12 protein-coding genes and 7 pseudogenes are annotated in these 19,455 nt (G+C 59.4%); 11 read left to right on the forward strand and 8 right to left on the reverse strand.

Going from position 1 to position 19,455, the window contains the following annotated elements; translation table 11 throughout:
• Positions 1 to 44: 44 nt before the first annotated feature.
• Positions 45 to 760 (forward strand): annotated as a pseudogene (locus tag EN859_RS38230) (helix-turn-helix domain-containing protein); the annotation flags it as partial.
• Between the two features lie 15 nt (positions 761 to 775).
• On the opposite strand, the pseudogene EN859_RS38235 reads toward EN859_RS38230, so the two are convergent.
• From EN859_RS38235 to EN859_RS21040, 3 genes and pseudogenes are all read right to left on the reverse strand, one after another.
• Positions 776 to 958 (reverse strand): annotated as a pseudogene (locus EN859_RS38235) (ISAs1 family transposase); the annotation flags it as partial.
• 180 nt (positions 959 to 1,138) lie between these two features.
• Positions 1,139 to 1,684 (reverse strand): ISAs1 family transposase, encoded by a 546-nt coding sequence (locus tag EN859_RS21035; RefSeq protein ID WP_126089937.1) that lies wholly within the window; start codon positions 1,682 to 1,684, stop codon positions 1,139 to 1,141.
• Positions 1,681 to 2,783 (reverse strand): annotated as a pseudogene (locus EN859_RS21040) (acyl-CoA dehydrogenase family protein); the annotation flags it as partial. The pseudogene EN859_RS21040 and the gene EN859_RS21035, both read right to left, overlap by 4 nt.
• A 19-nt stretch (positions 2,784 to 2,802) precedes the next feature.
• Here EN859_RS21040 and EN859_RS21045 point away from each other — a divergent pair.
• The 9 genes and pseudogenes from EN859_RS21045 (at position 2,803) to EN859_RS21090 (ending at position 12,582) form a co-directional block, all read left to right on the forward strand.
• Positions 2,803 to 3,024, forward strand: coding sequence for an aminotransferase class I/II-fold pyridoxal phosphate-dependent enzyme (locus EN859_RS21045; protein ID WP_126038330.1), 222 nt, complete (start codon positions 2,803 to 2,805; stop codon positions 3,022 to 3,024).
• Positions 3,025 to 3,177: 153 nt separating this feature from the next.
• Positions 3,178 to 3,897: a hypothetical protein gene (locus EN859_RS21050; protein WP_126038326.1), complete on the forward strand. Its 720-nt coding sequence runs from the start codon at positions 3,178 to 3,180 to the stop codon at positions 3,895 to 3,897.
• A 366-nt stretch (positions 3,898 to 4,263) separates the two neighbouring features.
• On the forward strand, positions 4,264 to 4,926 hold the full coding sequence (locus EN859_RS21055) for a hypothetical protein (protein ID WP_210211057.1): 663 nt from the start codon (positions 4,264 to 4,266) through the stop codon (positions 4,924 to 4,926).
• A 110-nt stretch (positions 4,927 to 5,036) separates the two neighbouring features.
• A pseudogene (gene nadA / locus EN859_RS21060) lies at positions 5,037 to 5,454 on the forward strand (quinolinate synthase NadA); the annotation flags it as partial.
• A gap of 372 nt (positions 5,455 to 5,826) precedes the next feature.
• Positions 5,827 to 6,300 carry an Lrp/AsnC family transcriptional regulator gene (locus EN859_RS21070; RefSeq protein WP_126038317.1) on the forward strand — a complete coding sequence of 158 codons (474 nt, stop codon included), beginning with the start codon at positions 5,827 to 5,829 and terminating at the stop codon, positions 6,298 to 6,300.
• A gap of 670 nt (positions 6,301 to 6,970) precedes the next feature.
• Positions 6,971 to 8,635, forward strand: a complete 1,665-nt coding sequence (locus tag EN859_RS21075) for an ABC transporter substrate-binding protein (RefSeq protein WP_126038314.1) — start codon at positions 6,971 to 6,973, stop codon at positions 8,633 to 8,635.
• 68 nt (positions 8,636 to 8,703) lie between these two features.
• Positions 8,704 to 9,657 carry an ABC transporter permease gene (locus tag EN859_RS21080; protein ID WP_126038311.1) on the forward strand — a complete coding sequence of 318 codons (954 nt, stop codon included), beginning with the start codon at positions 8,704 to 8,706 and terminating at the stop codon, positions 9,655 to 9,657.
• Positions 9,654 to 10,532 (forward strand): ABC transporter permease, encoded by an 879-nt coding sequence (locus EN859_RS21085; protein WP_126038308.1) that lies wholly within the window; start codon positions 9,654 to 9,656, stop codon positions 10,530 to 10,532. Before EN859_RS21080 ends, EN859_RS21085 begins: the two co-directional genes overlap by 4 nt.
• Complete coding sequence (locus EN859_RS21090; RefSeq protein ID WP_126038305.1) at positions 10,525 to 12,582, forward strand: ABC transporter ATP-binding protein; 2,058 nt, start codon at positions 10,525 to 10,527, stop codon at positions 12,580 to 12,582. Before EN859_RS21085 ends, EN859_RS21090 begins: the two co-directional genes overlap by 8 nt.
• A 130-nt stretch (positions 12,583 to 12,712) precedes the next feature.
• Here the strand turns inward: EN859_RS21090 and EN859_RS21095 are convergent, their stop codons facing one another.
• The 5 genes and pseudogenes from EN859_RS21095 to EN859_RS39455 form a co-directional block, all read right to left on the reverse strand.
• Entirely contained in the window at positions 12,713 to 13,000 is a 288-nt protein-coding gene (locus tag EN859_RS21095) for a hypothetical protein (protein ID WP_126089938.1), read from the reverse strand.
• A 10-nt stretch (positions 13,001 to 13,010) separates the two neighbouring features.
• Positions 13,011 to 14,411 (reverse strand): annotated as a pseudogene (locus EN859_RS21100) (aspartate aminotransferase family protein).
• 261 nt (positions 14,412 to 14,672) lie between these two features.
• Entirely contained in the window at positions 14,673 to 16,151 is a 1,479-nt protein-coding gene (locus tag EN859_RS21105) for an NAD-dependent succinate-semialdehyde dehydrogenase (protein WP_126038299.1), read from the reverse strand.
• A 272-nt stretch (positions 16,152 to 16,423) separates the two neighbouring features.
• Complete coding sequence (locus tag EN859_RS21110) at positions 16,424 to 17,656, reverse strand: aminotransferase class V-fold PLP-dependent enzyme (RefSeq protein ID WP_189350308.1); 1,233 nt, start codon at positions 17,654 to 17,656, stop codon at positions 16,424 to 16,426.
• Between the two features lie 231 nt (positions 17,657 to 17,887).
• A pseudogene (locus EN859_RS39455) lies at positions 17,888 to 18,045 on the reverse strand (transposase); the annotation flags it as partial.
• Positions 18,046 to 18,536: 491 nt separating this feature from the next.
• On the opposite strand from EN859_RS39455, the pseudogene EN859_RS21120 reads away from it, so the two are divergent.
• Positions 18,537 to 18,821, forward strand: a pseudogene (locus tag EN859_RS21120) (transposase family protein); the annotation flags it as partial.
• Between the last annotated feature and the right edge of the window lie 634 nt (positions 18,822 to 19,455).

Raw genomic sequence — 19,455 nt, forward strand, 5'->3', positions numbered from 1 at the left:
CGGCTGGGGATTCTCTTTTGTGAGTGCGCATGCGAGTCTGGCGCATGCGCACAGGAATATTCCTCACCGTTTCTTCGATTGACCGTCAGCGTCTGGGCGCGCTGATCAGAGATCGCAATGCGCCGCAGAAGCACGTTTGGGGCGCCGAGATCATTCTGTTGAGCAGCGACGGCGTGGGCACAGTCGAGATCATGCGGCAAAACTGGTAAGTCCAAGACCTGCGTGTGGCGCTGGCAGGAGCGCTTCGCCGCGGAAGGCTTCGAGGGACTGTTGCGCGACAAGACGCGCCCCTCGCGCATTGGCCCACTCGGACCTGAAGTCGCCGAGCGCGTGGTGGCACTGACGTTGCAGGACCCGCCTGGCGAGACGACGCACTGGACCGCCGACATGATGGTGGCCGCGGCCGGCATCAGCGCCAGCGCGGTGCGCCGCATCTGGAAGGCGCACGGGCTGCAGCCCAACCGCTGGCGCCAGTTCAAGCTCTCCAACGATCCGCAGTTCGTCGACAAACTGCGCAACCCAAGGTGCGTGCCTGGCTCGGCCGCCATCAGCGCTTCACCTTCCACTTAACACCGACCTCATGCTCATGGCTCAACGCGGTCGAGGGCTTCTTCGCAAAACTGTCGAAGCGTCGTCTCAGGCGCGGTGTCTTCCACTCCGTCGTCACCTCCAGGCGGCGATCAACCGCTTCGTTGCAGAGCACAACCAGCAACCTAAACCCTTCACTTGGACCGCCGATCCAGATAAGATCATCGCTGCGTTTTCCGGGCATGGCTCGGATGAGGTTGAGGGCGAGGTGGCGGACCATCGCCATGTTTGTGGCACCGTGGCCGCGGCGCAGGCGCGATTGGTCCTCCTTGAATTGGACATCGAGAACCCAATGCAGGCCGTTCTCGATGCCCCAATGGGCTCTGGCGGCCTCGGCGAAGGCCTTTGCGGTGAGGATGCGAGAGGAGATTTAGCATCGCCGCTCGACCTTGACCTCGGTGCCCGTCTCGATACGGGTCTCGACCATGGCGATGGTGCTGAGGCTCTTGAGCGCGGCTCATCGGGATAGCGCCGCTTGCCGCTCATCCAGTCGACGCGCTGGGAGACGAGGTGGCGGCGCGTCTCGATGCGGCCATGGCCCTTCTCGACCTCAGTGAGCGCATCGATCCCATGGCCGGAGCGGCATCGAAATAGAGCTGGATCTCGGCATGGGCGGTCTTCTGATTGTCCTTGGTGGCCAACAGATAATCGCCGCCGAGATCGACGATCGTCTCGGCGATGTTGGATTGGCAACCCATGGCGTCGATGGAAACGAGACTGCCCGAAGCGCTCCGGACGCGGCCAGTTCCTGCAGCAGCAAGGGAATGGCGGTGATCTCATTGGATTTGTCGGCCACCGCCAATTGCCCCAGCACGAGGCTGTGGGTTGTCGCATAAGCCGAGACGAGGTGCAGCGCCGCCTGTCCACGCCCGCGATCGTGGCTGCGGCGCGAGGTCTTGCCATCAATGGCGATCTGACCGACCGCTTCGGGCAGACGCTCGCCGACGAAGGCCAGAAAGCAGGAGGCGAACAGGTCCGGCCCGATCCGGTTCATCACCACCCTCAGCCAATCCGCGCAGGGAATGCCGAAATGGTAGGGCTGCAGACGCCGCAGGAAGTCGAGATGCCTGTTCCCCCCACAGAACGATGTCGTCATAGTCGTCGCAGGCTTGCCCTGCGGGCGATGACGTGGGCTTGGATCTCGGCCGCGCCTTCAAAGATGTTCAGGATTCGGGCGTCGCAGAGGATCCGCGAGATCTCGTATTCCAGAGCGTAGCCATTACCGCCGTGGATTTGGAGCGCGGTGTCGGCGTTCGACCAGGCAACGCGCGCGGCGAGCAGCTTTGCCATACCGGCCTCAATGTCGCAGCGTGTGCCTAAATCCTTTGGCGGGCGGCGAAATAGGTCATCTCGCGGGCATCACCGTCTCGGTGATCATCATAGAGAGTTTGTCGTGGACCCGTGGGAAGGCGACGATCGATCGGCCGAATTGCCTGCGCTCCAGCGCATAGCGCAACCCCAACTCGAACGCGCGACGCGCAACCCCAACGGCGCGGGCAGCGGTCTCGATGCGCGCGCCCTCGAAGGTTCGCATCAATTGGCGGAAGCCTTGACCTTCCACCTCACCAAGCAGGCCGCCGGGCGGGATGACGAAGCCGTCAAAAGCGATGTCATATTCGCGCATCCCCCGATAGCCGAGGACCTCGATCTCACCTCCACTCATGCCAGAAGACGGAAAAGGCTCGTCCCAGGTGCCGAGTGGCTTTTCAACAACCAGCATGGAAAGTCCATCATGACCCGCCGAGGCGGGATTGGTGCGGGCCAGCACTGTCACCAGTCACTGCGCGAAGCGTGCGTTATCCACGTCTTGTTGCCTTGGATGATCGGCCGCCGTCGGGTGTTTTGACCGCCCTGGTCTTCAGACTCGCCAGATCAGATCCGGTGTCCGGCTCCGTGAACACCGCGGTCGGCAAGATTTTTCCCGAGGCGATGCTGGAAAGCCAGCGCTGCTTCTGCTCGGGCGTTCCTGCGGATGCAATCAGCTCGCCGGCAATTTCCGAGCGTGTGCCGAGCGAGCCGGTGGCAATCCAGGCTTGGCTCAGCTCTTCGGTCACAACACACATGGCAAGTTTACCAAGGCCCAATCCGCCGAATGCGGGATCGATATAGATGCCGAAGACGCCGAGCTGCGCCATCTGAGTGAGGATCTCGTCCGGAACTAAATCGTCCCTGAGGTGCCAGCCCTGAGCGTTGGGCAGGTTGTCGCCTACCAGTATGGGCCCGCGGTCGGGCCCACTGCCGCTGCGGGAATGGCTCGCCGACTATCATGGTGTGGACATTGCCAACGTGATGGCTGCTGACGGTTCTGTCGCTCTGTTCGACATTTTGTGTCGCGTTTGGCTGAAGCCCGGCGAAACCGTGCTCATCGAGGAGCCTTGCTACGATCGAATGGTCCACCTGCTGCGCCACTACGGCGCAAATGTCGTCGCCATTTAGCGAGGGAAGCGGACGGACAGACGCTTGAGCCGTTGAACGTCGCGGCGCGGCGCGAGCCCGTCTTCATGTATACAGTTCCGGACTTTCAAAATCCCACCGGCACCACATGGTCGGCCGCCAAGCGCCAGCATCTTGTCGATCTGGCGAGGACCCATGATTTCCGCATTGTCGAAGACAGCCCTACCGCCTTCTTCGCTACAAGGGCGCGCAGATACCGTCGATCGCCGAACTCGGACGCGACGTGACGGTTCAGCTCAATTCTTTCTCCAAGGTGATCGCGCCGGTCTTCGCGACGCCTATCTTATTGCACCTCCGGACACCATCAGTGCGGCGGCCAAGCTGGGCGAGAGCACCTATGTGACGCCTGGCAACTTCGCGCTTTCGGTGGCTGGCGAATGGCTCCGCCGTGGGCCGCTAGGCGATCAGGTTGCTTCGCTGAGGCGCCTCTATGCACCGCGTCTGGAGGCGATGGCATCGGCACTGGACGAGTTCATGGCTGGCCATCGCTATGTGCGGCCCGAAGGCGGCTTCTTTGTCGGCGTGACACTGGCGCGCCCCATCGATGCTGCTGAACTGCGCAAGCAGGCCAGCGATGTGGGGTCGACATCGCAGATGGCGATGGCTTTTTCGCCAGCAAACCATCAGCGACGTTCTTGCGCTTGCCCTTTTGCTCGATGGACGAGGATGGCAGCACGAAAGACGACGACAAGTGCACCAATCAAAAATGGAAGCAGGCGGAACGAATGGCATTCTTTCGGCCGCAACAACGCTTGCTGCCCCTTCGCGTGCTCGGCCGCCTGGGCCGATGTCATGATCGGTCTCGCCGAATCGAGGACAGGCCGCATTCGGGACTCAGCTCCAGGAAGGTGCTGAGCAGGCGGCATTGGACATTGAGGCGACCCGGGGATCGACGGCGAGACTATCAAGATCCGGACGTCGATTATGCCTGCGACTTTAAGCAATGCATTTCCGTCGCCGACAAGTTTGTTGCGGCCGCCGTCAAGTGCCGTGATCGTTCATTTCAATTCGCGTGTGACGATCCGGTAACAAGCATGGTGACACCTTCGAAAAACGCGCACGGGAGATAGATTTCCAAGTCTTTCAATTAGATTCCGCACACCAAAGGACTGATGGCCGTCGCGGACACTTTGGCAAATGCCGGAACATCGGCCGATACTGTGGGCTCGATGGCCGTCGACATCGGAACAATTCAATGAAAGCAGGAGCAGCCAAGTGGCAATGAGCGAGAACGAGATCCTGGACCGGGGTGCGGTGATTGGGGTCAGCACATGGTCGGACGCATTGGACGAACGCGGCATCAAGGGGACTGTTCAAGGCATCGCGCGACAGAGCGGCAGCGGCCGTATGATCGGTTTCGCGGTCACCGCGCGCGAATTGACAGGCAGGTTAGGCGATTTTGAGAAAGCCGAGTTCGCGGTCGGCCAGCTGATTGAAGCGACAGGGCCTGGCAAGGTGTTGATGGTGGATATGAGCGGTTCGCCCATTTCTACAATGGGCGGTCTTGCTGCCCTCGTGGCAAAAAATCGACAGGCCACGGCTGTCGTGATTGACGGCGCCTGCCGGGATTTGGATGAAATTCGGGAAACGAGACTGTGGCTTCCAAGCCGGTGGGTTGCACCTACCACGGGGAAAACCCGGGTGAAGCTTCTTCCAATTGATTGTGACATCACGATCGGGGGAATTTCTGTATCACAAGGAGATCTTGTGATCGGTGATGACACGGGGATTATCGTCGTACCGCGTGCCCATGGGGAGGAGATTTTGATGAAAGCAGAGAGAATAATAGCTATTGATGCGCAAGTGGAAGAGCGTATTCGTGCGGGCGAGAGTTTTGGCTCAGCCGCGGCTGCGGTCGGCTATATTCCGGCTCGCAAGACTTGAACAACATAGCCGGTCCGCCTTCGACCGCGCATGACATCCTTTATTGCTCAAGGTGAGCATATGTTGGCAATGCCGATAACCTCTGCACGTCGGCTGCGCTTTACGACCGGGTGCGAAACGTCATTTCGAGATCGGATGGTCGATATTTGCCGGGGATGTGGAGGCCATCCTCGACCTTAAGCAACGGCGCAACGCCGTCATCCTGGCGCATACTATCAGACACCGGAGATCTTCCACTGCTTCGCCGACATCGTGGGGAACAGTCTGGCGCTTGGCCGCAAGGCGATGCCGACTAAAGCGGACGTCATTGCGCTCGCGCATTTCACGCCCGAAACAGCTCATCCCGACTTGCACGCAGGCTGTTCGCTGGCGGACTTCATCACTGCTGAGGACGTGCGTCGGATGCGCCAGCGCATCCCAAACGGCCGATAGTCACCTATGTCACACGTCTGCGGCCGTGAAGGCCGAGCCCGATATCTATCACACCTCGGGCATTGGACAGTGGTGGGATCTCTCGGCGTGCCACGTGCCTTCTTGCGCCGTGCGTTCCACCGCGCCGGCTGGCGGTGAGCGACAATGCGATCCGCGCCCGTGCCAAAGGCTCACGAGCTATCCCACGTTTCCCAAATCCGGCGTAGATATCAGCCTTGGTCAATCGGTGGCTTGCTGGCAAGGCCGAGCCTGGCTCGATGTTGATCTGCGAAATTTTCGGCGGGACACAGTGTCTTGAACGGAAGAACTGTCAGTTTGCCGTCCTCACATCGCCTGACAGAAACAGGGGCTGTGTCAATTCGGCAAATGTGGCAGGGTAGCATTTGCCCGTGGCGACGCATTGCTGCGGCATCCTCTGCCGGCCACCGAGCCAGCGCTGCGTGAACTATCGTATGTAGAGTAAGTGATATGAACAAGCTAGACCGCATGGATTACCGGATTCTTGATGTGCTCCAAGAAAACGGCCGCCTCCCAATCAAGATCCTCGCCGACAGGGTCGGAATTTCTGTGTCGCCGTGTTGGCAGAGAGTCAAAAAGCTCGAAAAAGATGGTATTATCCGTCGTTACATTGCGGAAATAGCGATTGAAAAGTTACAAAGTGTCCAGATTGTTTTAGCTAATGTAGCCCTCTCGAAGCATCATAGAGATGCCTTGGATTTCTTCGAACGCAATATGTGCGTCATTCCAGAAGTTGTCGAGTGTTACGAAGTAATGGGTCAGTTTGACTACCACATGAAATTTGTTGTATCCTCCATTGAACGTTATACTGAGATCGTAGAGAGATTTCTAACTCCTGAATTTGGTGTTGAAAGGTATTTCACCGACATAGTGAGTCGGGTTGCCAAAGAGGATCGGGCTATCCATCTGCGCAGTTTGATATAATCAGTGTGCTGCAGTTTGACCGAGCAATTGGTCCACCTGACTGATGGGAACGACCGGCCAGGTCAATATCTACAGGAATCCAAGAATGTCTCGGGAGTGGTCGGCTCGGGAGATTCTCGCGACTCTGCCGTCGGATTTTCCGCCGTGGGCGACTGAGATGGCCGAGTGAGGCTGACACCGCGCTTTTCAGGCAGGCCGTGCACTCCGGCGAGCGTAATCCGGACCGAACTTGATGCCCACCGGCGGATTGCATCCTCGAAACCACGATCCCTGGTAGCTGACGGTTGCGGTGTTCATGACATCGGTCTATGCCGCAAATTCCTGAATGCGAGTTAAGCTGATAACGGCGTTCCCCAATTGGGCTGGAAAATTTCGGAAGCAAGGCCTCTCACAGCAAATGTTTTCGTGAAATGGGAGCAAGTCAGTAACACTTCCATAGCGCCTTGCCTTATTGTCCAAGGAGTAACCCGCTGGGCAGGAGCCGTGAAAAAATAACCTGTCCGACGCGCGTCGAAAGCTTACAACGAGTACAAGTCAGAAAATCTGGTCGTGCTCGTGGCAATCAGGGACGATGCGGGCCACAAAGGCCGAAGCCTAGAGTTCACACTTGGGTCGCCCGCCCCAAAGGTGGTGGGCTGAAATATATCGTATGTTAGGGGAGGACTAACACGTGAAAACGAACTACCGCATTCTCGATCTCATGAGGCGCAACCGCACGCCGCTCGAAAACCATCTTATCGACGGGCTGGTCGACGGCCGCATCAGTCGCCGCGAATTCATGCGCCACGGCAGTCTGCTCGGTCTGTCGCTGCCGCTGCTTGGCGGCATAGGCATGGCAGCTGGCCTCGGCGCCATGCCGTCGCGCGCCCGCGCCCAAGGCGCCCCCGGCGCCACCATTCGCGTTGCCTGCGTCGTGCCGACAGGAGCCATAGACCCCGTCACCATCGCCGATAATGGTGGCTATTTAATGCTGCAGCAGGTTGGAGAATATCTCTGTCTCGACGGCCCCGACTTGGTACTGCGGCCTTCGCTAGCCGAGAGTTGGAAACCGAACCACAAAGCTACGGTATGGACCTTCAAGCTTCGAAAGGGCGTCGAATTTCACAGCGGCGGCGAGATGAAGGCCGATGACGTGGTTGCCAGCTTCGATCGGCTCGCCGACCCGGCCGGCTCGTCCAATGCACTGTCCGTCTTCAAGGGTATCCTGCAGAAGGGCGCGACCAGGAAAGTCGACGACTACACCGTTGAGTTCCACCTCGATGCGCCGAACGGCAACTTCCCCTACATGGTGGCGTCGGACAATTACAACGCCATCATTCTGCCTGCCAGCTACAAGGGCGACTACGAAAAGAGCTTCGACGGCACCGGGCCGTTCAAGCTGGACAACTACACGCCCAAGGTCGGCGCTTCCTTCGTTCGCAACGAGGACTACTGGGGGGCGAAGGCGTTGCCTGATCGCACGGAGTTCACTTTCTTCGACGACATCCAGCCGCAGATCCTGGCGCTGCAGGGCGGCCAGGTCGACATCATCAACCAGGTGACGGCGCTCGGTGGCGTCGGCCTGCTCAAAGATCCGAACGTAGATATCATTGGCCTGAAGTCGTCTTTGAATCGGCAAGTGCACATGCGCTGCGACTCCGACCCTTTCAAAGACCCGCGCGTGCGCCGCGCGATTGCACTCTCAATCGATCGCGACAAGGTGGTTGCCGGCCTGCTGAAGGGGCGCGCCACGCTGGGCAACGACAGTCCGTTCGCTCCCGTCTATCCGTCAACCAATACGAGCGTGCCGCAGCGCAAGCAGGACATCGCGCAGGCCAAGCAGCTCATGGTAGCTGCAGGTGCCGGCAAGGGCTTCAAGGTGACGCTGACCACCGAGCGCTATGGCGAAATCCCGGCATACGCCCAGCTCATCCAGAACTGGGTTAAGGAAATCGGCATCGAGCTGGACCTCAACATCCTCGACTCAGGTCCCTATTACGGAGACGCAGTGTTCGGCAAATCGAACTGGCTGGATTCGGTGATGGGCGTCACCGGCTATGGTCACCGCGGTGTGCCGAACGTGTTCCTTGCAGCACCCCTGAAGAGCGACGGCACCTGGAACGCGGCGCACTTCAAGAACAAGGACTACGACACGCTGGCGGACAGCTACATCGCGGCGCTTGACCTTGAGGCGCAGAAGGCTGCGGCCGGCAAGATCCAGAAGCTGCTGCTCGAGGAAACACCTATCATCTTCGGCTATTTCTCCGATTACCTCACGGCGACGGCGAAAGGCGTGACCGGCGTGCAGCCGACCGCCATGGGGCAGCTGTTCCTCGAAAAAGCATCGAAGGCCTAAGCGAGCGAAAGCCAATCGTCTAATAGCCAGCCCCCCACGTGGGGTTGGCTCCATAAGGAGTCATAGCCATTCTCTCCTTCTTTGCCCGGCGTGTCTCGCTATCGCTCGTCACGCTGTTCCTGCTTAGCATCATGGTGTTCCTAGGCGGCCAGGTGCTGCCCGGCAATGTCGGGCGCGCCATATTGGGGCCGTTCGCCGACCAGCGCGCGGTCGATGCACTTAACCATTCGCTTGGCGTCGACCGGCCGCTGCTCGTCCAGTACGGAAGCTGGATCTGGAATTTCCTGCACGGCGACATGGGCACGTCCTACGTCTTCCGTGCGCCGGTGGCACCCTTCGTTGTCGACGCCCTCGGCAATTCGATGAAACTGGCGCTGATCGCCTTCGTGCTGGTGGTGCCGATCGGCATCCTCGGCGGCGTTGTCGCCGCGCTCAACCTCAACCGGCCGCTCGACCGCATCATCAGCCTGGGCGGGCTGTCGGTGACGGTACTGCCGGAATTCGTCACCGGCATCATCCTGATCCTGATCTTCGGCGTCTGGCTGAGGTGGCTGCCGATCGCGGCGGCATGGCCAAAAGGCGCGGGATTCCTCACCCAGATCTACTATCTGATCCTGCCGTCGCTGCCGCTATTCCTGGTGCTGTTCGGCTACATCGCCCGCATGGCGCGGTCCGGCATGATCGAGGCGCTCGATTCCGACTATACAAGGACGGCCGTGCTCAAGGGCCTGACGTGGCGCACGGTGATCTGGCGACATGTGCTGCGCAATGCGCTGCTGCCGACCATCACCGTCATCGCCACACAGACCGGCTACCTCATCGGCGGCCTGGTCGTGATCGAAACGCTGTTCCGCTACCAGGGCATCGGCTCGCTTATCTTCACCGCCGCGCGCGGCAAGGATTTCCCGATGCTGGAGGCCGGCATCCTCACCATCGGCATCGTCTATGCCGTGGCGACGCTTGCCGCTGACTTCCTCTATTCCGTACTCAATCCGCGTATCCGGCTGGGAGCAGAGCAATGAGCGCCGTCCAGACCACCTCTCCCGCACAAGACGACATGCGCCGGCGCAGTCCCCTGGCGGATGTCTTTTACTCCCTACTACGCTCGCGAACCTTCCTCGTCGGTCTTGCCATCGTGCTGTTCTGGGTCGCCTGTGCGCTGTTCGGCGAGCGCTTCGTGCCTTACGACCCACTCGCCGACGACATCATCGATGCGCTGGCACCCCCCTCGCGCGAACACTGGTTCGGCACCGACCAAATCGGCCGCGATGTCTTCTCGCGCGTCATCGTCGGCTCGCGCGATATCCTGACCGTCGCCCCGCTGGCGACACTGTTTGCGACCGTGGCCGGCACGGCACTGGGTCTGCTCACCGGCTACTTCCGCGGCATCGTCGACGATGTCGTCAGCCGCATCCTCGAAGCCTTCATGGCCATCCCGGGTGTCATCGTGGCGCTGCTCGCCATCGTCGCGCTTGGTACCTCCAAGACCACCGTCATCGTCGTCATTGGGCTGAGCTTCGCGCCCATCATTGCCCGCACCGTGCGCTCGGCGGTGCTGACCGAGCGCGAACTCGACTATGTCGCCGCCGCCGAGCTTCGGCACGAGCGCGCGCTGTATACGATGTTCGTCGAGATCCTGCCCAACGTCATTCCACCAATCCTGGTCGAGACCACCGTGCGGCTGGGTTATGCCATCTTCGCGGTCGCCACGCTCTCCTTCCTGGGTTTTGGCATCCAGCCGCCCTCACCCGACTGGGGGCTCTCGATCTCCAGCAATTACGGCATGATCAGTGGCGGCTTCTGGTGGACGGTGCTGTTCGACGCGCTCGCCATCGCCTCGCTGGTGATCGGCGTCAATCTGGTGACCGATGGCGTCCAGGGGGCGTTTAATGACTGAGAGGAACGCGCTCGAACTGAAGGACCTTTCGGTCGCCTATCGCGTCGCCGGACGCAACCGCGCGGTGCTGCGCAACGTCAACCTGACCATCAAGACCGGCGAAGCCTATGGGCTGGTCGGTGAATCCGGCTGCGGCAAGTCGACCGTGGCGCTGTCGGTGGTGCGCTATCTGCCGCGCAACGGCTCGATCACCGGCGGCTCGATCGCGCTCGACGGCAAGGACGTGATGAAGCTTGACAGCGAGGCGCTGCGGCGTGCCCGCGCAGACAGCGTGTCGATGGTCTATCAGGACCCCGGCAAGGCGCTGAACCCGTCGCTCCGCATCGACCGGCAGTTGACCGAGATCTTCGAACTCGCCGGCATCACCGGACAGGCGGCAAGCGACAAGGCAATCGCCATGCTGAACCGGGTGCGCATCTCCGATCCGGCCAGCGTCATGCAGCGCTATCCGCACCAGCTTTCCGGCGGCATGCAGCAGCGCGTGGCGATCGCCATGGCGCTGGCCAACGACCCCTCGATGCTGATCCTCGACGAGCCGACCACCGGCCTCGATGCGACGGTGGAAGCCGAGGTCCTCGACCTGATCGAGCAATTGCGGCGTGAGCTGTCAGCCTCGATCCTATTCATCAGCCACAACCTCGCCGTCGTCTCCAACATGTGCGACCGGGTCGGCGTGCTCTATGCCGGAATGCTGGTCGAGGAAGGCTCGACCAAGGACGTCTTCAACGATCCGCGCCATCCCTACACGGTGGCGCTGCTACGCTGTCTGCCCCGTGGCGGCCAGCGCAAGGACCAGGGCCGCCTCGACACCATTCCGGGTTTCCTCCCCGGCATTGGCGTGGCCATCAAGGGCTGTGCCTTCGCCGATCGCTGTGCGCTTGCTGACGACCGCTGCCGCACCGAACTGCCGCCGCTCTATGATCTGGGCGGCCGGCTGTCGCGTTGCTTCCATCATCACAAGGCGCAAGCCCTGCCGCGTGCCACACCCAGCGATGTGGCGCCTGCACCAAAGCCGGCGGGGGCACCGGTGCTGCGAGTCGCGGGACTGAACAAAACCTATGGCAACCCTGGCCATCCCTTGCGCGCCGTCAAGGATGTTTCGCTTGACCTGCGACCCGGCGAGACGCTTGGGCTGGTCGGCGAGTCCGGCAGCGGCAAGACAACCTTCGCTAGGCTGCTGCTTGGCCTGGTGCCGCCCGATGACGGCGGCACCATCGAACTCGAGGGCAGGGCGCTGGCGCCTCGCCTGGAGAACCGCAGCGACGACCAGATCAAGGCGATGCAGATCGTCTTCCAGAATCCGGACTCGGCGCTCAACCGCTCGCATTCGATCCGGCATCTCATCGGCCGGGCGCTGAAGCGGCTGGCCGGTCTCTCCGGCAAGGCGCTGGAGGCCCGCCTCAACGACCTGGTCCGCTCGGTGCGACTCACCGAGCGGCATCTCGCCGTTAAGCCGCGCCAGCTTTCAGGTGGCCTGAAGCAGCGCGTTGCCATTGCCCGCGCCTTCGCCGGCGATCCGCGTATCGTGGTGTGCGATGAGCCGACCTCTGCGCTGGATGTTTCCGTGCAGGCGGCGATCCTCAACCTGCTCGCCGACCTGCAGTCGAAAGAAGATGTCAGCTACATCTTCATCTCGCATGACCTTGGCGTGGTGCGTTACCTCTCTGACAAGATCGCCGTGCTCTATCTCGGCCGCATCATGGAGTTCGGGCCATCGGAACCGGTGTTTTCCGGCCCCCACCATCCCTACACCGAGGCGCTGCTGTCAGCCGTGCCCGAGCTCGACCGGTCAAAGAGCTCGCGCATCCGCCTCGACGGAGAGACCCCGAGCGCCGCTAATCCGCCGACGGGCTGCGTCTTCCACACGCGCTGCCCGCGCAAGATCGGCGCCATCTGCGAGACGCTGGAGCCGGAGCTTTCCGAGTCTGAACCCGGACACACCATCCGCTGTCATATCCCTTATATCGAGCTAATGGAGCTGCAAAGCCTAAAAAGTGAGGCCCGGGAGTCATCATTGCAAAGAAGACGAGTGGAAAGGTCGACAGCCTAGAACCGAAAGAAAACGATGCCAAAAATCTATCTGGGCTCGATATGTAGCGGCCAATCGCTCGGCGGGCGGGAGCCCCCTCTCTCTTCCTCGATCCGGTAGATCGCCTGGATACCGGCCATGGCCGTCGTGCTCAGCTCGGTGGCTGGCTGTCGTGAACATCGAATATCTTGCGACGCAGATGGGCCAGGCAAGCAGCTTCGATGACGCCGGCCGGAGAACGGTCCCACAACTTGATGATCGCCCCAACATCATTGGCAATCTCGCCAATGTATTCGACGACCCCAGAACGTCCGCTCACCGCTAGGGCAATTGAGATCCGATTTTTGAATATCCAAGCCAACAAACCGGGTATGTTCCAATAAGGCCCGTTTCCTATGCATGGGCCACCCTCAGGTCCAGCAACCATGGACCAGGCCATTGCCTAACATTCAGATTTTCTGCCCCTCGCGGACGAGTTCATCCGCGACGAAACGGACGGCGCTTTCGGCTATCGCAACAATCTCTTCGACCTCAGCCTTGGTTGCAACGAGCGGCGGGGCAAAGCCCAAGATGTCCCCGTGCGGCATATCGCGGGCGATAAGGCCACGGTCACGGGATGCTTTCGAAATTCGTGCACCAACCTTAAGCGCCGGATCAAAACGTTTCCTGTTGTGGCGGTCGGCCACGAACTCAATTGCGCCCATAAGACCGACCCCGCGCACCTCACCTACGAAAGGCAATTGCGAGAACTTGTCCCTTAGCTGCGCTTGAAAAAACGCCCCGACGTCACGAGCGTTACCAGGGAGATCTTCTTTCTCGACTATGTCGAGAACCGCGTTGGCCGCGGCGGCTCCGATCGGATGACCTGAGTAGGTGTAGCCATGAGAGAACGCACCAACCCTGTCAGCGCCGTCGTTCATCGCCTAAACCTTCTCGCCAACGATCGCGCCGGAGAGCGGGAAGTAGGCGGAGGTAAGGCCTTTGGCAACTGTAATCAGGTCGGGCTCAATTCCGTAATGCTGCGAGCCGAACATGGAGCCCGTGCGGCCAAAGCCGGTGATCACTTCGTCGACGATGAGGAGTACGTCGTGCTTTTTCAGAACGGCTTGGATCGCCTCCCAATACCCTTCCGGCGGAGGCGTGATGCCACCTGTTCCGAGCACCGGCTCGCCGATGAAGGCGCCGACATTGTCCGGGCCGAGACGTACGATCAGCTGGTCAAGCTCTGCGGCTCGCCGCGCGGAAAATTCGCGTTCGGTTTCGCCCGGGGTTGCGCCCCAATAATAATGCGGAGCTCCTGTATGAACGATCTGCGGCAGCGGCAGGTCCATGTGGTCGTGATAGAAGCTCATGCCGGTCATCGAGCCAGAGACGACAGAGCAGCCGTGATACCCGCGGTCACGCGAAATGATCTTCTTCTTGTTCGGCTTGCCACGCAGATTGTTGTAGTACCAAACGAGCTTGGCCTGGGTCTCGTTGGCATCCGAGCCGGACATGCCGTAGAAGACCTTGCTCATTTTGCCAGGCGCCATACGCACGAGACGATCTGAGAGGATTGCGAGTTCGTCCGTCGTATGGGCCGCGTAGGAATGGTAGTAGGCGAGACGATAGGCTTGGCGCGAAATCGCTTCGGCGACTTCGGCACGGCCATAACCGACATTCACGCAATAGAGACCAGCGAACCCGTCAATCAACTGGTTGCCATGCGCGTCCTGAATGCGGATGCCCTTCCCGGTCTCGACAATGGTAGGCTCGCCGAGTTTGCCCGTGGCGAAATCCTTGAGCTGCGTGAACGGATGCAGGACGCTGCTTCTGTCCTTTTCGGTAATTTCCTCAATATTGATCCTCATGATTGCTTCCTTTCAGGTCGGGGACACGCCAACGCGGCTCGCTGAAATCCATGAATCCGTTGGTTCTGATCAGCCACGTGTGGCAAATGGTGTGCCGGCGTTCAAAGTGGAGAGTGCCTTGCATCTAGCCCGGCTTGGGTCAGACAGACATCGCAATGCAGTTGCTCTGCCTGCAAGTTGCTTGACTTCGCTGCAGCGACCACGCTCATGGCTGCAACGGTCGTAAGTGAAAAAGGATTTCTCGTGCGGAGCACAGGCCGATCACACGCTCAGGCACAAGTATTTCATCTCTGTATAATCATCAATTCCGTATTTTGAACCTTCGCGGCCAAGGCCAGATTGCTTGATACCGCCAAAAGGCGCAACTTCCGTGGAGATCAGCCCAGTGTTAACCCCGACCATTCCGTATTCGAGAGCCTCCGCCACCCGGAATATTTTCGAGACATCCCTGGAATAGAAGTAGGAAGCCAGGCCAAACTCTGTGTTGTTCGCCATTTCGATGACGTGTTCCTCGATCGAAAACTTGAACAAAGGCGCGATAGGGCCAAACGTCTCTTCCCTGGAGAGGCGCATATCCCCCGTTGCGCCGGTCAATATAGTGGGCTCAAAAAAGAGGCCGCCTTGGCTCGCAGGCTTGCCACCGACCTCCACTCTAGCCCCCTTGGCGACCGCGTCGGTGACGTGCTCCTGTACCTTCTTCAGCGCATTCCGATCGATGAGAGGGCCTGTCGTGACCCCTTCGGCAAAGCCGTCGCCGACTTTCATCTGGCGAACGCGCTTGGCAAGCTTGGCGGCAAAGGCATCATAGATGCCCTCTTGAATATAGAGCCGATTGGCGCAGACGCAGGTTTGCCCAGCATTGCGGTATTTGGAAATCATTGCGCCGTCGACGGCAGCGTCGAGATCCGCGTCATCGAAGACAATGAAGGGCGCGTTACCCCCGAGTTCGAGGCCGAGCTTTAAGATCTGCTCTGCGCCTTGCCGCATCAGCTTTTTTCCGACATTGGTCGAGCCCGTGAAAGTGAGCTTTCGGATCTTCTCATTTCCGCAGAATTCCTGACCCACCATCTCCGCATCGGTCGTGGTGAGTACAGAAAAAAGACCGGGTGGTAGACCGGCGCGTTCGGCAAGGAGAGCCAGAGCGAGCGCGGATAGGGGTGTCTGAGCCGCAGGTTTCGACACCATGCTGCAGCCGGCAGCGATTGCCGGGGCCATCTTGCGGGCAAGCATCGCATTCGGGAAGTTCCACGGCGTGATGGCCCCCACAACTCCGATGGGCTGCTTGATCACGATGATGCGCTTGTCCGGCTGATGACCTGGAATGGTGTCGCCATAAACTCGCTTTGCTTCCTCACCGAACCACTCGACGTAGGACGCACCATAGAGGATCTCTCCCCTCGCCTCCGGCCACGGTTTTCCCATCTCCAAAGTCAGGATGGTGGCAAGATCATCGACATTCGAGACTAAGAGGTCGTAAAGCTTCCGCAGCACTGCGGCGCGCTCCTTGCCCGTCCTCTTCGCCCAGTTCTTTTGGGCAACATGGGCAGCCTCAATCGCCGACCTGACGTCCTCTTTACCGAGATCTGGAAGGGTTGCCAGGACTTCGCCGGTTGAGGGATTGGTGACCTCGAATGTGAGGCCCCTTGAACCTGCCGCTACCCAGCCAGTCCCTACAGGAGCTTTGTCCGTCACTAACGACTTGTCTTTCAATTTTGCTAGAACTGTTTCAGAAAGTGACATTGGTTTCTCCATATCGGTGCGAGCGCAAGAGTCGCCGTATATATCTACCTAAGATAGAACTTAGCGCTCTATTGGGCATCGGATTGTTCAAGGATGGGCAGATTGCAGACGAAGAGTGATCTCAAGCAGGCCCAGGCTGACCGATCGTCACAGAATCTTCCACCTGCGGTGAGGATGCGGCCACGATCGACCGGAGGCCCAGCCTCTCAAGTACCGGAATTTCGGTTTCGCCATATTGGACTGAACCTTCACGAACAACAATTAGTCCGCTTTCAGTCTAAGAATTCGTCGGAATAGACCACGGCTGGAGAAGGAGCACTGAAGCCTTCGCGCCGCACCGCTTCCACGGCTCTTTCGAGGTCTTTTACTAGCAAATCTATATATTCATCCCGAAGTGGTCCGAGCACGAACTGTATTGCTTCGGGCTCTTTCAGAAGGTTCACCTTCCACCCGTACTCCTTCAGCTTGCTTGCAATCGAATAGATGTCAGAGTAATCGCTGCCAACTCCGACCACGTTAAGCTCAGCTCCGCCGACGATTTTTAAGCCAGGGCACCGTTCAACAAACCCCGATATGGCGTCTCTCAGCTTGAGGATTTGAGTTGCCCGCGAAAGGTATCCCTCCCGCCCCAGGTAACGCATAACTGCCCAGGCCGACGCGATTGCGCCACCATTACGCGTCCCAGTAAGAACCGGTGATCGATAAAGCCCTGCTGCCCATGTGTCGAAAACGAAGGGTTGATGGCGGGCGATATCTCTGTTTCTATAGAAAACACCCGAAACGCCCTTGCCGCTGTAGCCATACTTATGAAAATCGGCCGAGATTGAACTTACGCCCGGGACTCGAAAATCGAAGTCTGGAACGTCCCGTCCGAGTTCGCGCACAAACGGCGCTAAGAATCCGCCGACGCAAGCGTCCACATGCAACCAAATCCCATGTTTGTCCGCAATTTCCGCCAGTTCACGAACGGGGTCGCAAACGCCGTGCGACCAAGACGGCATCGACGCAAGCATCATGACCGTGTTTTCGTTGACCGCCTCGGACATTGCCGAGACATTTGCGCGAAAATTTGCATCGACCGGTACGCGACGCAGGGTATATCCGAAATACCGTTCATATTTCTCGAATGTGGGATAGCCTGTCTGCGGCACAACTATTTCTGGCCGAGTAATATCCGGCCGTCGTTCTTTGGCGTTCGCAAGGGCAGCAGCAGTAGCGAGAAAGAGACTCTCAGACCCGCCGCTAGTCACGGCTCCATTTGCATCATTTTGAGCGTGAAACAAACTAAGCGCCATCTGTATTAGATCACGCTCGAACTGAACAACAGCTGGGTAGTTGTTGCCCTTGGTAAAGAAGGCAAAGTGAGCCGCCTTAGCAACTTCGAATGTGCCGTCATCAACAAGGAGCCCACGGTCGTTGAGCCAACGGTCTGCGAATGTTGATCTGGGGTCCGCATCTTGTGAACGCAGCTGCTCTAATTCTTGTTCAATCGTCTGGCGTATCATGCCCCTCTGCGGGAACGATTTGCTAGTAGTAGTGTCAAATTGTGCGGCTGGCATAGTTAAATTTCCCAAGAGTAATCGTTGTATGCAGGAATTCTACCAAACCGCTTCTAATAAGTGTTTCTGTTTTCTCCCACCGTTTGAAAAAGTCCTTTTTCGGAGTTGCTCCAGATTGAAAGCTTCGACTGCCGACGGCGACTTAAAAAGTCGATTTCGACGTCCCAGGATGGGCTCTACCGCTTTGGAGCTTCTGAACCGCTGCGGAATGTCGATTGTCGCGGCATAGGCGAGCGCCACAACGGGGCCGACTCCGGGAACCGTCATCAGGTGCGCCGGCAGGTCGTCTCATTCCTAGCGATCGTGAGCACTTTTTTGTGCAGGCGAGCAAATTCGGCACGCAGCTTCCGCCGGGCGGCCAGCAGCGGCTCCATGATCTCTTCGAGATCGGGCACGCCTTCGAGCTCGCAAATCCGCTCCTCGAACTTCACAAGTCCCGGCTGACTGCGTGAACGCGATCGCGGTCGGAGCAGGCGATGCGCCTGATGCAGTCTGGAAACGATGCGGCTACACCGCCATCGGCCCCGGCCGGAGCCCGGGATTGGTCAAGGCCGATTTCGTTGAGTTTTGCAGATGTCTCCAACGGCCTTTCATCGTCGTCGGTGACAATAGCGCCGTTGAGCTTGAGGCCTTGAGGCGACCGAAGGCACGTCCTTTGCGGCACCCTCATCGCTCCGGCTTGCCGCCGGGAATTCGGTCACACCTTGGGCCGGCTATCAGCATGCTCGCGGTGCGCGCGCTGCTGGTGTCGCTTTGCACTTAACCAGGGTCTTCCTCAATTTGTGTGGTTCATCCGCTGTTAGCGACGCTATCGCTATGGGCGGGCATGCGAACGAAATCGAAATGGTCGCCTGGCCCAGGGGTCAGAATTCTGGGTGTCGCGCTCACTGATGATCACAGTTGGGTTGTTTCCGCTGCCGGACCAGCGATCGACATTTGCCCCGATTGTGGCCGGCGAAGTCGAAGTCGGTATGGCTGGTCCAATCGCAGCCTTCAGGATCTGCCGGTACAAGGCAAGCCCGTGACGGTGAAGCTCCTGCTGAGCCGCTGGCGATGTGCACATCAGAAATGTGAGCGACAAACGTTCACTGATCGACTCCCGACGGTTGCTTCCCCAACCGGCAATCCAGAAAGCGGGTTGACCACACTAGCCATGCGGCGCGCCGCATGGATCGACGTGGGCATGAGTGCGCCCACACCTTTCTTATCCTTCTGCCAACATTTGAAGAATTGCACTTCTTCCTGAAGTTTCTTGCCAAGTCGCTCTTTCAATCGAAAGACCATATCCGCTCCCTTCTCCCGATCCGCGACTTTTTGTCGAATTTCGCTATAGAAACAAGCCTGACTCACAGGGATGAATGCCGCGCCGGAGGCGCGAAACGCCCGCGCCGGCTGGCACGCCCTTGTCCACCAGGATGACGTTTTTCTCGCTCAGATGCGCGCCAGTTCTTCCTGTATGGAAATCTTGGTCATGGCCTCGAGAGGCCCTCACGGCTCGTCGAGCAGCCGTGTCTCCGGCTGCACCATCAGCGCCAGCGCGACGCACGCAGGGTTTCTCATCTGCTGCGGGGTTCGCCAGGTGCACAGCAGACAGCGAGGCTGCTACGGCCGCAAAAAACCCGCGGCGGCGGCTCGATTCCGGGACCGATCCGCCATTTTTGGCAGGTGATCCGTGCAAGTGCGTGGCGTGGATCACCCCAGCTATCTCGTGGCCGCCCCATTGCCAACGTCCTCTTTTCAACCGG

The sequence above is a fragment of the Mesorhizobium sp. M00.F.Ca.ET.216.01.1.1 genome (assembly GCF_004010325.2).
Classification (GTDB): Bacteria; Pseudomonadota; Alphaproteobacteria; order Rhizobiales; family Rhizobiaceae; genus Mesorhizobium.

Coding starts and splice junctions, on each gene's coding strand:
- EN859_RS21035 (WP_126089937.1), bottom strand. CDS start 1,684: ATGACGACATCGTTCTGTGGGGGGAACAGGCATCTCGACTTCCTGCGG.
- EN859_RS21045 (WP_126038330.1), top strand. CDS start 2,803: ATGGGCCCGCGGTCGGGCCCACTGCCGCTGCGGGAATGGCTCGCCGAC.
- EN859_RS21050 (WP_126038326.1), top strand. CDS start 3,178: ATGATTTCCGCATTGTCGAAGACAGCCCTACCGCCTTCTTCGCTACAA.
- EN859_RS21055 (WP_210211057.1), top strand. CDS start 4,264: ATGAGCGAGAACGAGATCCTGGACCGGGGTGCGGTGATTGGGGTCAGC.
- EN859_RS21070 (WP_126038317.1), top strand. CDS start 5,827: ATGAACAAGCTAGACCGCATGGATTACCGGATTCTTGATGTGCTCCAA.
- EN859_RS21085 (WP_126038308.1), top strand. CDS start 9,654: ATGAGCGCCGTCCAGACCACCTCTCCCGCACAAGACGACATGCGCCGG.
- EN859_RS21090 (WP_126038305.1), top strand. CDS start 10,525: ATGACTGAGAGGAACGCGCTCGAACTGAAGGACCTTTCGGTCGCCTAT.
- EN859_RS21095 (WP_126089938.1), bottom strand. CDS start 13,000: ATGGCCTGGTCCATGGTTGCTGGACCTGAGGGTGGCCCATGCATAGGA.
- EN859_RS21105 (WP_126038299.1), bottom strand. CDS start 16,151: ATGTCACTTTCTGAAACAGTTCTAGCAAAATTGAAAGACAAGTCGTTA.
- EN859_RS21110 (WP_189350308.1), bottom strand. CDS start 17,656: ATGATACGCCAGACGATTGAACAAGAATTAGAGCAGCTGCGTTCACAA.